Below are 15040 nucleotides of genomic sequence, written 5' to 3' on the forward strand. Positions count from 1 at the left end.
TAAGTCACTGTATTCATGATGACTTATCAAAATCCTTACCTCTTAGACTATCAGGTGTTGAAATAAATATTCAGTCTAAATACTAACGAAGATAGAAATAATTATAACAAAACAATCTATTGCGGATGTTTTGCTCAATAGCAAACAACGCATCTATGATAACTAAGGTGTTGTCTGCCCGAGAATACACTGACAGCTTTCAAACTAAAAAAGCCCCAAACACGTTGTTGGGGCTTTCAATCTCATACTAACTTACGTTTACCGTATTACTTCGCGCCTAGAGAAGGAGCTGTTTTAACATGAGTCAGGTATAGGGGAACACACGTTAACAGTAGGCCACCAACGATGTTACCTAAGATTGTTGGGATAAGGTTGAAGTTCAACCATGTCGCGATACCGAAGTCAGCGCCAAGAATCATACCCAGTGGGAATAGAAACATGTTTACCACTGTGTGCTCAAATACAAGTGCGAAGAAGATGAAGATTGGGAACCACATCATTGCTACACGACCAGCAACTGTACGTGCAGTCATGTTACCAATCACACCTAGACAAACCATTAGGTTACAGAAGATGCCGCGCACGAAACATGTGATCCAGCCGTCCATGCCCATGTTTTCAAACCCTAGGCTACGACCTGTAGAAACAGCAATGAACTTTTGAGCAACTGCGTTTGGTTCTAAAGAGAAGTTACCTGTAAGTGAAATTGCCACTAACACTGCAACAATTAAAGAACCGATAAGGTTACCAAGACCAACAAGACCCCAACAACGTAAAATACGACCCCAAGTAATACCTGGACGGTTATCAAATTTCGCTAAAGGAGCAAGGCCAAATACACCGGTTACTAGGTCATAGCCCATTACACTTAGAATGACGAAGCCCACAGGGAACACAAGAGCGCCAACAATACCAATGCCTGTTTGCACGATAGTCGTGATTGCCACTACAACAGCAAGAGAAAGAATGATGCCTGCCATTGTGCTTCGAATCAGTAGATCACGAGTACTTGTTTTCGTTTTCGCTTCACCTACATCGATCATTGTTTGAACGAATTCTGCTGGTTTAAAATCAGTAGACATAAGATTGTCCTTAAAAAGTTAAAATTAAAAGTTGAAATCGGATAGGAAAAGGTTCTAGTTGCCGAATTAAGGCAATGTCGATAACTAGAACCCTTGATCTATCAAATCTTGCTAAGTAACTGTGTCGAAGTTTCGAACTAGCTATGGTTTCGAACTAACTATGCTGAAACTTCTACAGCACCTTTAGTAACGCGAGCTTTATACGCTTTTACACTGAAGCTCTCGTCTTCCATGCACACACCTGTTGCTAGGTTAAAGCGTTGCTTCTTAAGTGGGCTTGCCACCCAAAGCTCACCTTTGTGCTCAACCGTTAAACCGCGAGATAAAACGTTTGATTGAAAAAACGGGTCAGTGTTACTAATAGCGAACACTTCTTCGGCTTTAGTTGGGCGGAAAATAGCAACTTGCTCACCACCAACCAACGCACAAACACCGGTACCTGGAATAATGTCTTCGATCTTACAAACTTTGGTAAATGCCATGATGTCGTCTCCCAATTAAACCAGTTCAACGTGAAGGATATCGCCCTTCGCTTCTGGGTGTTTTTCTGTGAATGTTGCTGGGCGGTGTTGTTCTCGGCCATCGTCAACAAACACAACGTTTTCATCACGGTCGTCAGCATTGATGAAGTGTGAGAAGCGCTTAAGTTGAGCTTCGTCGTTGATAGTGTCAGTCCACTCACAAGCAAAGTTACCCACAAGGCCAGCTACGTCCGCTTCAAGTTGGTCATTGATGCCAAGCTTGTTGTCGACAATCACTTCACGTAGGTAGTCAACACCACCCTCTAGGTTGTCCATCCATACCGAAGTACGTTGTAGTGGCGCAGCCGTGCGGATGTAGAACATCATGAAACGGTCGATGTATTTGATCAGCGTTTCTTGGTCTAGGTCGCTTGCAAGTAAGTCTGCGTGACGAGGCTTCATACCACCGTTACCACATACGTACATGTTCCAACCTGCGTCAGTCGCGATAATACCTAAGTCTTTACCTTGAGCTTCAGCACACTCACGAGTACAGCCAGACACACCAAACTTCATCTTATGAGGAGTACGGATGCCTTTGTAACGGTTCTCGATCATCACACCTAGGCCAACTGAATCTTGAACGCCGTAACGACACCAAGTTGAACCGACACATGTCTTAGCCATACGTAGCGCCTTCGCGTACGCTTGACCTGTTTCGTAGCCCGCAGCAACTAACTTCTTCCAGATTGCTGGTAAGTCATCTTTTTGAGCACCGAATAGACCGATACGCTGTGCACCTGTGATCTTGGTGTACAGGTTGTATTCAGCCGCTACATCAGCAAGAACGCTTAGTGCTTGAGGCGTTACTTCACCACCTGCCATACGAGGGATAACAGAGTAAGTACCGTCTTTTTGGATGTTACCTAGGAAGTTATCGTTGGTATCATGCAGTTTCACTAGCTCAGGCTTAAGGATGTGCTCACCCCAGCAAGAAGCAAGAATAGAACCCGCTAGAGGCTTACATACTTCACAGCCGTAGCCTTTACCGTATTTCTCTAGTAACTCATCGAATGTTTTGATTTCTTCGATACGAATCAAGTGGAAAAGCTCTTGGCGAGAGTAAGCAAAGTGCTCACATACGTCGTTCTTCACTTCAACACCGGCTTTAGCAAGTTCAGCGTTCAGTACTGAAGTCACAAGTGGAATACAACCACCACAGCCAGTACCAGCACCAGTTACTGCTTTGATATCACCAATTGTATGGTGACCTTCAGCAACGGCTTGTGCAATCTTGCCTTTAGTTACATCGAAACAAGAACAGATAACGGCAGTTTCTGGTAAAGAATCCGCGCCAAGTGTTGGCTTTTCAGCACCCGCGTGAGCAGGAAGAATCAATGCATCTGGATGCTCTGGCAGGTCGATTTCATTCAGCATTAGCTGAAGAAGATCACCATAGTCAGACGTATCACCGACCATTACCGCACCAAGCAGCTTCTTGTTGTCTTCAGAAACGATTAGTCGCTTGTAAATTTCTTGTTCTTCGTTTTGGTAAACGTAGCTCTTACAACCTGGAGTGCGGCCGTTAGCATCACCGATAGAACCTACTTTCACGCCAAGAAGCTTAAGCTTCGCAGACATGTCTGCACCTTCAAATGTGCTTTCGTTACCAACAACGTGGTCAACCGCAACGGTCGCCATTTTGTAACCAGGAGCCACTAGACCGTAGAACGTTTGGTTCCAAGATGCACACTCACCGATAGCGTAGATATCTTTGTCTGTCGTTTGACAGTGATCGTTAATCTCGATACCACCGCGAGGCGCAATACCTAGGCCCATTTGACGAGCAAGTTTGTCTTGTGGGCGAATACCAGCAGAGAATACGATGAAATCAGTTTCTAGCTCTGTACCGTCTGCAAAACGCATTACGTTACGAGCTTCAGTGCCTTCAGGAGCAATTTCAAGCGTGTTCTTACTTGTATGAACGTTTACGCCCATACGTTCGATTTTTTGACGAAGTTGATTACCACCAGCAAGATCAAGCTGCTCTGCCATAAGCTTGGGAGCAAACTCTACAACGTGAGTCGTCACACCTAATGCCTTTAGTGCACCAGCCGCTTCAAGACCAAGTAGACCACCACCAACAACAACACCAGACTTTGAGTTCTTTGCCGTCGCTTCGATAGCTTTTAAGTCTTCGATAGTACGGTAAACAAAACAGTCTTTACCTTCGTGGCCTTTAATTGGCGGTACAAACGGGAAAGAACCAGTCGCAAGAACAAGTTTGTCGTATTGAATTTCACGACCAGTGCTTGAGTAAACTGTTTTCTTTTCACGGTTAACGTTGATAGCACGTTCACCGATCAGCATGTTGATGCCGTGTTTCTCGTAGAAGCCTTCTTTTACCAAAGAAAGTTCATCTGCAGTATGGTGTGAAAAGTAAGAAGAAAGGTGCACACGGTCATACGCAACACGTGGTTCTTCACAGAACACCGTGATGTCCATGTTTGCAACATCTGTCTTCTCGACTAAATCTTCGATATAGCGATGACCGACCATCCCGTTACCGATTACGACTAGCTTCATCTTGCTCATAAGAATTCCTGAAGGTTATATATTTCTTAACTGAGCGAATAATGAATTATGAAAGAAAATGAAAATATGATGTAAATCAATTACGAAAACAAACTACCCTAAAGGGGTAGAACAAAAGAGGTAGATATGCTTAATTAACAAGCAAAGCAAACGAATAACCATAGTTTACATAGGGTTTAGCGGGGTTTTATATACACTTCAGTGCATTAAGAGGAATGTTGTAAAGTTTCACAATAGGTTACCAACAACGTAAGTAAATGACAATCATTTTCATTTAGGTTCTTATAAATATATATAGAAGCCTATAAATACATGTAGAACACCGTTTGCGTGAAAAACTATGTGTAATTGTGAAAACCACTCCTACCTATTCGGAATGTAAACAAAGCTGTTCGCCCTTTAATGTCGTGATGAATTCAGTTTATAGCTTGGGTCATCGGTTTGTTTGCTTGATCTAACACAAGAACCCTTTTGATTCACATGTGTGATGTAAAAATCAACTTCCAACCAAACCCTGAATAAATTAGCATTGTTGAAAATAATTCTTATTTAATAGAGTGAATACGATGCGCCTAATTTTACTAATCCTATCTATTATTGCAGCCCCTGCGTTTGCTGAAACAAAGGTCATCAAACAAGTGATGGACATGAATTCTGAAAACATCGACAAGATGTATCAATTCATTCCTGATTACGTAGAAATCGAACCTGGTGACAAGGTGCTTTTTAAAGGAACCGTTGGCTCTCATACTGCTCATAGCATTCAAGGGATGCTTCCTGACGGAGCTAAACCTCTTATGATATCCGGGTCAAACGCTCAGGAAGTCACTTTTGATAAGCCCGGAGTGTACGGAATCAAATGTAAAGTGCACCACAGACACGGAATGGTGGCGCTCGTGGTTGTTGGTGATCCAAGTGTTAACTTAGAAGAAGCTCGCACCGCGGCCAAAAAACGTGTGAGTCGCAGAGCTCAGAAAAAGATGCAAGGCTTGCTCGATCAAGCAGAGCAAAAAATTAAATAACCTTTGTCCCTGTCTTGAAGCATCAACTCTCTGTTGATGTGTGATAGGAATGCCAGCCTGAAGACAGGCTAAGGGGTCAGTAACAAGAAACAGCGCCGAATTGGCGCTGTTTCTTGTTACTTATCTAACTTAGACATTGTCAAATATTCCGCACTAAACGTAAAAACAGATCAAACTAGCCAACCCGTTCTAAATGACACTCCGACAACCACAAACAAAATTGAAATAATGGTCACCGGCACAATGTGCAGCGCCATATCAACCAAGTTGTCCTTCGATAGTTTTGGAATCACACGAAAGCGTGCGTCTAGGGCTAGCAATACCGTCAGAGACAGCAACGTCAATTTAGCGGCAATGCCATGAGCCAATGGAATCGACATATCAAACCATAAGCTAACGTCCGGCAACATGTGATAAGCGAGCATCAACCCGGTCACCACTTGAACTACCAAAGCAGGCATTCCCACCTTTTCGTACCCTTGCTCGAATTCCAATAACATTTCTGGAGAACGGTGTTTCAAGACTTTAGGAAGGATAACGACGCTGAGAATAATGTGCCCTCCCGTCCAAATGGTGGCAGCCAAGACATGCAAAACCAATAATACGCCAAACATAAACTTCCCTTACACAATGTTACGTGGTGCAAAGGAGAACCCTTCAAACTCACGCTTATATTTTGATTCGCCAATTTTCTTTATTTTGGCGACGCCCATTTTGTAGTTGTAGTTACCACTGATTTGGTCAACTACCCTTGTAGTTAAAGCATTCGCTGGGTTCTTCATGTCCATCATATTGCAATACAACACACCTTTTTTCGTGGCTGAGGTGACAATCACAACGGCTTTAATCTCCGCGTAATCCAGTTGAATGTGACCATTTTTCATTAGGTTACTAAACTGAAAATCGTCCGACTCGATACCCAGAATCGTATCTTTAAAATTGGCCACCCGCTCCGAGTACACAAGCACTTCATCTCCGGCTTCTATGCCCCGCTTTTCCGCATCTTCTGGGTGAACTTCAATCCAGTTTTCAGGCCAGCGATGAGTGATGTAAGGCCTGCGCTCGATATCATCAAACCCTGACTGCCAAATTTCGTTAATACGACCATTCGAGAACCACAACTCGTCCTTTTGGGGAGTAAGCCAAGCATGGAAATCACTAAACAGATCCCAAGGATGTTTTTGAAGATTGACCTTCCCCGTCTGACTATTAAATTGAGTAAGTTGTTTGCGCATAATATTGGCGCCTTGAGGGCCATCTTGCAGCCCTTTGTCGACCAAATCATCCCAACTCATTTCAGTGTCATGCAAGCGCTTAGTGCCAATCAGCTTCTTGGTGTCATAGTTATAAAAAACAGGCCCTTGGATCCCTTCGGTACCAAATTCAGCGAGCTTTTGATGAAGAGTTTTCCCTTCAGCATGTGCTGCAACTTTAATCATATTAAAATCTTTACGGCTACCACGGCTAAATCGTGATGACTCTTCAGCTACGTCATTTGAGTTTTGCCAATCAAACCCGTCGTACCCCATTCGCGAAGCCATTTGAGCAACAATCCACCAGTCTGGCTTAGCCTGACCCGGCGCATCAGCGAACTTTTGGTAAAGGCGTAGACGACGCTCACCATTAGCGCGCATGAAATCCTCTTCCCCCCAAGTCGCGGCCGGAAAGATGATATCGGCAAACTGTTTACCTATAGGATCACGTAAGTAAATATCTTGATTGATGACGACCATTCCACCGGAATTTGCACGCTTTTTGAGTGTATCTATAATGTGCTGTTTATCACGTCGCGTCGCTTGGTGAGGGTTACGTGTCGTTAAGTCAGTGAATTTCTCTTTCAACCCATAGCTGCCACACATAGCTTGGATCCATGTTGTACCAATGACATGTGCCATTCGGGTATGCCCGGAATAGAGATATCTATCGGTGTCTATTGAGCGTCTGCGTCTGCCTGCGACTTTTTCAGGTGACTTGTTTCTTGGAAGTTTCCCACCCGCTAACCCACCGCGTTGATGCCCACCAAACCGACCAATGACACGCCCTTCGCGGCCACCAGTACCGATGATCGTTGCAAGGGAGGCGATGGCGTTGGTATTTCCGGTATTGTTCGACCAATAAAAGCCCTTCTCTATACCAATTGATGCTTTAACTCGCTGACCATTCACTGGCATTGCCAACATCTCGGCAGCTTTGTGGATCTTCTCGACGTCGATGCCCGCTATCGACGCGGCATACTCAGGTGCGAACTCTTTCTGCTCTAAATTCCATTGCTTATAATCATCAAAGCCATCGGTTTGGAACTTGCCCCAAGTGGTTCTCCACTGCCAAGGTGTGTTACGTGTACCTTGGCCAAAGCCAGAGCTTGATTCCCACTTATTATTGACCCAGTTTTCAATCCATTCATTGTCTTGCCATCCTTGATCTAAGATCACACGAGCAATTGCACCAATCACAAGATTATCGCTACCGGGATTAATATCGAGGTGCAATCCACCTTGAGATTTAAGCCACGCTATGCCTGCGGTTTCACGAGGGTTCAAAATTACGGTTTTCATTCCACGATGCACCGCAGGCATAATGAACTGCGTAAAAATGATGGTTTTGGTCTCATACGGATCCGTTCCGCAGATCATCAAAGTATCTGCCGCGCCCCAGTCATCATAACTTGGAGCAAAATTATCAAAACCCGCATCTCGAAACCCCGGGGTTGCGGTGACATCTGACGGCGTGTCATGAAACGAAAAATTCGCGGTATTGACATGACGCAATGCATACTTTGTTATTGCATAGGTGTTTTCAATATACTGATAGGAAAAGGTTTTTACGCAGTAACTGTTCGAACCGTGCGTATCAATCACATGACGGCCAACTTGGGCCGCTATATCCAACGCAAAATCCCATTCTACAGGTTGTAACTGACCGTTAATTCGAACAAGTGGTTGCTTCAATCGATCTTTGGTTGGTGTTTCTGGGTTATAGAGCTTTCTTGCGAGCAGTCCACCACGAACCGAAGAATCACCGCCTTTATTGACGACTTGTATGTCTTTGTCTGCCACTACAACCACATGATGTGGTTTGCCATTATGCGAAACAATATTATGTTGCTGTGGCGAAACCCAAGCTTGCAGAGCATGAACCGGGAAATCGACACCAAATGCATTTTCACTTGCAGCAGGCCCACCGGAAGGGCTACTCACAGGCCAACGATAGACTTTATAGCCACACGCAACAATACAATAGTCACACGCTGTTGTGATGACTTCCGCACTAGCAGGTGGCAGTAATGTACTAGTCGGTTGCAGATACTGGCTGTTTAAAGCAGATTGATCGTTTAAAGCCAATTTATCGTTAAAAGAAAGTTGAGTCATCTAGCTAATCTCCACATCGATCAGGTTTTCCATGCGACCAAAGATCAACCCCATAACGCCAACTGCATAGATGTCGTCACCTTCGAGCTCGAGCAGTACTTGAGGTAAGCTCTCAAAGGCTTGACCAGACACCATAATTCCATGGCGACGCAAATCAAATGTAGACAGGTGGAATGGACATTGCCCGACAATGCGATGCTCCCCTGTTGCTTTGTAAGCACCAGTTAAAGGCCCGCCTTGATGAGTACACGTCATCGAGTACGCCACAATATCTCGCTGTAACCCTATCCCACCGCCACATTCGATGTCGGATTTAACCAGCATCGCAATCGAGTTTTTTCCTTCATCTGGATATTGAAAGTGAACCGGGATATGGTTACTGAGTTGACTTAACTTTGCGATTTTCTTACGCGGGTAACCAACAATACGACCTTCAACCTGAGTTTCAGAATCCGTTCCTGCAAATAAGGTAAGAGGAACCATTGATACGGCAGTAGCTGCGCCGGAATAGAGTAAAAAATCACGTCGTGACATCATGCATTTGTTGTGTCGTTTACTCGAATTTTGCTCTGAGTTGGCGATCATTTTTCTGCTCCAGCAAGTTTTTCTTTAGTAAATAACGGTTGGTATTCTGGAATTGTCGGCTCTTCAATAAAAATCTGTTCACCTGAAAATGCTTCGATAAAGCTCAGTAAGTTCTTTTTATCTTGCTCCGTTAAACCGAGAGGTTGAATCAAAGCAGATTTTGTCTGAGGGTAACCAGTAGTACGTCCGTCATCCGCCACACCACCTCGGTCGTAGAAATCAATCACCGCTTCTAAAGTTGGAATAGTGCCATTGTGCATGTAGGGCGCAGTGTATTTTGTATAACGTAGGCTTGGCGTGCGAAACTTACCTAACATCTCTTTACGTTTTGCACGAAAGTAAGCACCGGGATCAGCCTTTGTAGTGCGGTACATCTCTTCGGTGACACCTTTAGAATAAAGCTCAAATCGAAACGTTATCTGTGCCAGTCCATCATCATTCCACCAAGGGCTTGACGGCACGCCAATGTTGTAGAATTTCTGGTCAGAAGCCAAAGCCCCGTTGTGACAAGCTATGCAATTCGCTTTGCCCTCAAACAGTGCTTTACCCTTCAATTGGGACTCAGACAAAGCGGTTTTGTCACCGAGTAAATAGTTGTCTATTGGTGTGTCGCGTTGAATCATCGTACGTTCAAACGCGGCTATAGCACGCCAAGCGTTGTGTATTTTCGGAGTATCATCACCAAACACTCGCTTAAAACGTTCAACATACTCAGGTACTAACGCTAAACGCGCTTCCATGATGTCATCTTCACCATTACCCGCGACCGCGCCCTTCGCAGCATCTTTGGCTTGCGCTTCCAATGACATAGCGCTGCCCGCCCAGAAAAATTTGTCATAATAAGCCGCATTAATAATCGTTTGGCTATTACGCCAATGTACCGTACCCGGATATCCCATGGATAAGTCATCAGGAAAACCCCAGCCCTGAGATTGAATATGGCAACCAGCACATGGGCTAGTCGTATCGCCACTTAGCCGACCGTCATAAAATAAGATCTTTCCCAACTCAATTTTTTCGGGTGTTTGTTTATTATCCACAGGCACAGGCACCTCCCCTAGAGGCTCAAGCTGTACCTTTGCATTAACAACATTGGGAAGCCCCGTCATCCCAATAAGAATAAAGAGTGCTGCCTTTAATACAGAGCGTTTAGTTACGAGCATTTGACCAACCCTCCGTGTATTCGTAGCCGAAGTCATAGTCTAACCATTCGTATTCTTCGCCTATAAGGGCGTCTCCAGATAACGATTCCAAAAAAGCCACCAGCGCCTTTTTTTCATAGTCCGTTAGGGAAAGCGTGGTGAGTCGAGAGTCTTTGTTTGAGTCTTCGCCACCACCTTGATTATAAAATTCAACCACATCTTCAAGCGTGGCAAGCATGCCATTGTGCATATACGGCGCAGTTTGACTGAGCTCTCGCAGCGTTGGCGTTATGAACTTACCGCGATCGCTACCATCCGCTTTATGAGTTTGAACATGCGCACCAACATCGCGCTTTAACGTTAAGTAATCTTGCACACCCATAAACATGTTGTAGGCAAGAAAAGATTGATGTCGCATGGGGTCTAAAAATATCTCATGATTTTCTGGCACTCCGGTATTGTGTGCCTTTCCATCCGAAAATAGAGCACCACGATGGCATTGGCTGCACCCCGCTTTGCCTGTGAACAGCTTTTCTCCCTGGTTCGCTAAGTCGCTAAGCTCACCCTTGTCAAAAGGGACATTCTTCGAAGTCAGTGTCTTTAGGTATTCAGGCAGAGCTTTGCGCACTCCTCCATTTGAAGGTTCCCCTAGATTAGCCGCTTTAAACATCTTGACGTATATAGGGTCTTGTTTGAGGCGTTCCTGCATCAAACGCATGTCCATATTCATCAGCCAGTCTTCAGTGATATTCTCCCGCACCACATCGTTTAGGTTGGTGCCAATACGACCATCGTGAAACCACACTTCTTTATAGACTGTATTAATAAGTGTTGGAGCATTACGAAATCCATCACTCCCCGTATAGGCAGGGCTCAACGGTTCAGGGTAAGAAAAACCATTAGACGGAATGTGGCAACTAGAGCACGATATCGAGTCGTCCCCGGACAAGCGCGTATCAAAAAACAGTCGTTTACCGAGTTCTGCCTTCGCCGTATTTATATTCATAGGGGGCAGAGCGGCGTATAGAGTTGCAGAGAAAAGGGCACACACTCCTACCAAGCTTTTTAGTGCGATGCTCATCGACATTCCTTCGGGGTTACTATCATCTACCCCTATTATTAACACATGAAACATTAAAGATATGATTAGGATCATACAATTAGAAATGATAAGAGTTATTATTCAAACTTGTTAATTCAGTGGTGCTTGAATAAATGTCTCTAGATAAATTACTTAACAAAGTTAAACACATCTACTTGACTGGAAACCTATCCGAACAGGTATTGGCAGCACAAATATTAAGCCGTTTTCAAAACACTAAACATCTGATTATAGAAAGGTTAGAGTCCCAGAATCCTGACCTTGTTCTCACTAGTCTTGAATGCCTCGCTTTAGATAATGCAGCGCCTATTGAGCCCATCCTCAACAGCTATCAATACTGGGACGACAGCGAAATTAAATTGGCATCGTTAGTGGCTATTGAGAACAACCAACACTCTCTACTCGCTGTTCCTGTATTATTAGAAGCAGTATGCGACGAAAATGACTACTGGGATGGAGGTTGGAATGACGGAGATGACATCAGCTTGATAGCTGCGCGGATTTTAGACAATCACAAACACGAATTAGATCATGAACAGTCTCTGCGTATACTACACCGACTTCAGAATGACCCCGAGCCAGACCTAAAAGGCAAACTCATTGCTTTACTTTCGCGCCACTCCCCGACTCTGCTAAATGAAAACAACGTACTCAAAAGCACCGCTGATACTCGGATGTTTTTGAGAAACACTCAAGACAAAGTCGTATTATACAAAGCCACACAACACCCTGATATTAGCTGCCAAAAAATGGCATTTCAGCGTCTATCTGAAATGGATTGTCGTGAATATCTGCAGGTATTTTTAAACGGCCTGTCTCATTCAGACCCATCCATCAGAGAGAGCTCTGTACATCAATTAACGAAATGGAATTACCTAGTAGATATAAAGCACCTTAATTTTGAATTGCTGCTATCTGGTATGCTGCTCAACTCACTCATAGGGCTACTGAGTAACAAAGATAAACTGCATGTCATTGACCAACTTCAAAATAAACCGAATCTAGCCAATGCAACCGCAGCGGTTATTTTACTGATTTCAAATTTGGAAACTCAGCATAAACAGTTGCAACTAGCCCGTTTTATACCCCATTTCTATCAAGTGTTTTCAAAGTTGGAAGAGTCAGAACAACTCGACAGCCTAAACAGCCTATTAACTGAAACTTCCGAACAATTTAGCGTTGCCTTTATTCGGCAACAACTTCAGCAGGAAGCTTGTAGTAACTCTATCAAGCGACTGTTAATTGAACACCTTTCGAAAAACCCAAAAACTAGCCACCAAAGCTATTTAAAAGAACTCACTTTAGGGACATCAGGTATCATAGTTGCGGATTCTTCATTAAAACCTAGAACAACAACGAACACAGCCCCTATAAATGAAATGATTAGCGCGGAAATCATTGACGCTAATGCTCAACCAGCACTTATTACATCAACACTTGATGCATTAAAACAAGCTCACTCACCTGCTATCTCTAACGCTGACTCTACCGTCGCATCTACTTCTACTTCTACTTCTACTTCTACTTCAGTAAAGAAGCGTTCTAACAGATCTGCAAAGATAGAGGCTCTAGAAAATCAAGCGATCGCTCTAGAGTTTTGCTCAAACAAAACATGGCTGTGCGGCCTTTGCTCTGACGACAAAATAAGTCATCTAACCAAAGCGGCATTTCACGCCTTGATTCATGCCTTATGTCGACACAATATAAGCTTTTCCGATGTACAATCATCACGCTTTAATCAGCTCACGTTAGAACTCTTGCTAGATGAGCAATCCGAAAATATCGGCGACATCCTCGACTGGCTTGGCGATGATTGGATACAACAGAACCGTTTGTCACTGATGTCATCACCCTGCCTATCTTTAAGAGTCGGCTTAATAAAACACATCAATGACGAGCAACAATTATTAGAATTGATCAAACATTCGTATATCGGCATTCAGCACGCAGCGCTCAATCAACTTGCGCTTAACGGTGTTTGTCCCCAGAAGAAACTGATCGGGTTGCTTTTGGAAGAGCCGTTGCTTTATCCACAGTTGGCAAACTTTGAAGCACATACTGTTTATGAAATACTTGAAAGTGAATTAGATCACCGATCCTCAACGACTCTTCAAGCCACTCTCACGTATCTTGAAACGACAAGTAATCACCCCTAACAAAGAACTCAAATTTGGTAGCAAAATCAAGCCCATTTATTTGAGGCTTTCATTTTTACTTCACTCGCAGCCGGTAAAGTTAGTAGCAACGAATTAAGCCTCGCTTTGTAAGGTATTGTATGGGTTTGTCTAACAGCAACTTCTGTCACTAAACAACGCACTGCAGTTCCGTATATTGATACTTCGTATGAATAATAAGGTGTGTCATGAAAACTCTATCTTTAGCTACCTTAGCGACAGCTATCTTTCTCATTGGATGCGGTTCAAATCAAAGTAAATCGCTATTCAATCAGGCAAACGCAGCACCGTCAGTTGTACATGGAGTCACGATTGAAGCCGTTCCCTCTCAATTCGCTGAGTACTCTCGAGCAGGCTACAACCGATATGTAGCGGTCAATGCCCCGAATGGCAAATCTATCCATATTTTGATTATGGATCGCCTGAGCGATTATCAAATGGTCAAAGCCGTCAATGTTCTCAACCACTATCTAACTCCTGTTGATGGCACTAAGTATTGGAGCACTGACTCAAAACGCGAGATTGCAAACGCGATGGCCAACAATGGCGCAATACTTAAGCTAATGAATTATTACGATGAGCCACGATACAACGATGACTTGCCCGGTCAGCCCTTGTTCGAAGAAGAGATTCAGGTTGAAGGCGGCGAATGGTATGTCCAACAAAATTATGAAGAGCATCGTGACGCCTCTTATGAAGAAATACTGCACCTAGTTCATGACTATGGCATCGGGGTTTTTAACGCGCCTGAAGATGCAGTAACCGCATTACCAGAATTTCAAAAAGAATTTAATGCGATACAGAGACAAGCATTACACCATGCTTACACGCCACCCCGTGATATTTTAGAAGAGTGGCAAGAAGAAGTCAGCGTTGATCAAGAGTACTTTGCCGCTGTAATTGACTGCTACTACGGGCTTTGGGGAGCATACAACGGCAAAGGTATGTGGGGGTTATACCAAGTTAAAACCCGCGACGATTTCTCAAAAGAAGACCCCGATGCACAAGCGATAGTGGAGCAGATTTTCTCTCCAACATTGACTTACGATGCATACCTTGCCGATACATTCACCGGAACATTTAAAATGAGGTATGACCCAGCGACGTCCTATACTCATCACTCTCAATATCTTACTAAACTAACGCTATCAGGTAACAATGATGCGAATATTGAGATCAACGAGCATGACAACCGCGTAACCGGAAACGCGGGGGTAAATACAGTGATCGCCCATGGCCCTAAAAGTGAATACCAGATCCATGAACTGGGGAATGGTAAAATTCAACTTAATGATACCGTTGTTTCACGTGATGGCTTGAACGTGCTATCCAGTATCGAAAAAGTACAGTTCACTGATCAGCTTTGGACCTTTTAACTAGCAACACTCAAAAGCCAAATCACTTTCCTAAAGACGTAAAAAAGCCCGACCATTTCTGATCGGGCTTTCTAAATGATGGAGGCGCCTCCCGGAGTCGAACCGAGGTCCACGGATTTGCAATCCGCTGCAT

General features: G+C 44.0%; 11 protein-coding genes. 3 read left to right on the forward strand and 8 right to left on the reverse strand.

The features are described 5' to 3' along the window. Nucleotides 1-266: 266 nt before the first annotated feature. From AB6D07_RS09570 to nirB, 3 genes are all read right to left on the reverse strand, one after another. A complete protein-coding gene (locus AB6D07_RS09570; RefSeq protein WP_009845417.1) occupies nucleotides 267-1082 on the reverse strand; it encodes a formate/nitrite transporter family protein in 816 nt (271 codons plus the stop codon). 158 nt (nucleotides 1083-1240) lie between these two features. Further along, nucleotides 1241-1564, reverse strand: coding sequence for a nitrite reductase small subunit NirD (gene nirD, locus AB6D07_RS09575; protein ID WP_009845418.1), 324 nt, complete (start codon nucleotides 1562-1564; stop codon nucleotides 1241-1243). Between the two features lie 15 nt (nucleotides 1565-1579). Further along, entirely contained in the window at nucleotides 1580-4138 is a 2559-nt protein-coding gene (gene nirB, locus AB6D07_RS09580; protein ID WP_017098594.1) for a nitrite reductase large subunit NirB, read from the reverse strand. Between the two features lie 566 nt (nucleotides 4139-4704). Between nirB and AB6D07_RS09585 the strand changes: the two genes are divergently transcribed. Next, a complete protein-coding gene (locus AB6D07_RS09585) occupies nucleotides 4705-5160 on the forward strand; it encodes a plastocyanin/azurin family copper-binding protein (RefSeq protein WP_029222759.1) in 456 nt (151 codons plus the stop codon). A 170-nt stretch (nucleotides 5161-5330) separates the two neighbouring features. On the opposite strand, the gene AB6D07_RS09590 is transcribed toward AB6D07_RS09585, so the two are convergent. Genes AB6D07_RS09590 through AB6D07_RS09610 form a run of 5 tightly spaced genes read right to left on the reverse strand, consistent with a single transcriptional unit; the run spans nucleotide 5331 to nucleotide 11336 of the window. After that, nucleotides 5331-5774: a CopD family protein gene (locus AB6D07_RS09590; RefSeq protein ID WP_004731117.1), complete on the reverse strand. Its 444-nt coding sequence runs from the start codon at nucleotides 5772-5774 to the stop codon at nucleotides 5331-5333. A 9-nt stretch (nucleotides 5775-5783) separates the two neighbouring features. Beyond that, nucleotides 5784-8528: a molybdopterin-dependent oxidoreductase gene (locus AB6D07_RS09595; RefSeq protein WP_017102097.1), complete on the reverse strand. Its 2745-nt coding sequence runs from the start codon at nucleotides 8526-8528 to the stop codon at nucleotides 5784-5786. Beyond that, nucleotides 8529-9113: an arsenate reductase (azurin) small subunit gene (locus tag AB6D07_RS09600; RefSeq protein ID WP_009845422.1), complete on the reverse strand. Its 585-nt coding sequence runs from the start codon at nucleotides 9111-9113 to the stop codon at nucleotides 8529-8531. Further along, on the reverse strand, nucleotides 9110-10276 hold the full coding sequence (locus tag AB6D07_RS09605) for a cytochrome-c peroxidase (protein ID WP_017102096.1): 1167 nt from the start codon (nucleotides 10274-10276) through the stop codon (nucleotides 9110-9112). Before AB6D07_RS09605 ends, AB6D07_RS09600 begins: the two co-directional genes overlap by 4 nt. Continuing rightward, nucleotides 10263-11336: a cytochrome-c peroxidase gene (locus AB6D07_RS09610; RefSeq protein WP_017102095.1), complete on the reverse strand. Its 1074-nt coding sequence runs from the start codon at nucleotides 11334-11336 to the stop codon at nucleotides 10263-10265. Before AB6D07_RS09610 ends, AB6D07_RS09605 begins: the two co-directional genes overlap by 14 nt. A 134-nt stretch (nucleotides 11337-11470) precedes the next feature. Between AB6D07_RS09610 and AB6D07_RS09615 the strand changes: the two genes are divergently transcribed. Together AB6D07_RS09615 and AB6D07_RS09620 are read left to right on the forward strand one after the other, a co-directional pair. After that, nucleotides 11471-13513, forward strand: a complete 2043-nt coding sequence (locus tag AB6D07_RS09615) for a hypothetical protein (protein ID WP_372091801.1) — start codon at nucleotides 11471-11473, stop codon at nucleotides 13511-13513. Between the two features lie 206 nt (nucleotides 13514-13719). Further along, on the forward strand, nucleotides 13720-14907 hold the full coding sequence (locus tag AB6D07_RS09620) for a hypothetical protein (RefSeq protein ID WP_017102849.1): 1188 nt from the start codon (nucleotides 13720-13722) through the stop codon (nucleotides 14905-14907). Nucleotides 14908-15040 lie beyond the last annotated feature (133 nt).

Origin of the sequence: Vibrio sp. 10N.239.312.C11 (assembly GCF_041466065.1) — a bacterium.
GTDB lineage: Bacteria > Pseudomonadota > Gammaproteobacteria > Enterobacterales > Vibrionaceae > Vibrio > Vibrio tasmaniensis_A.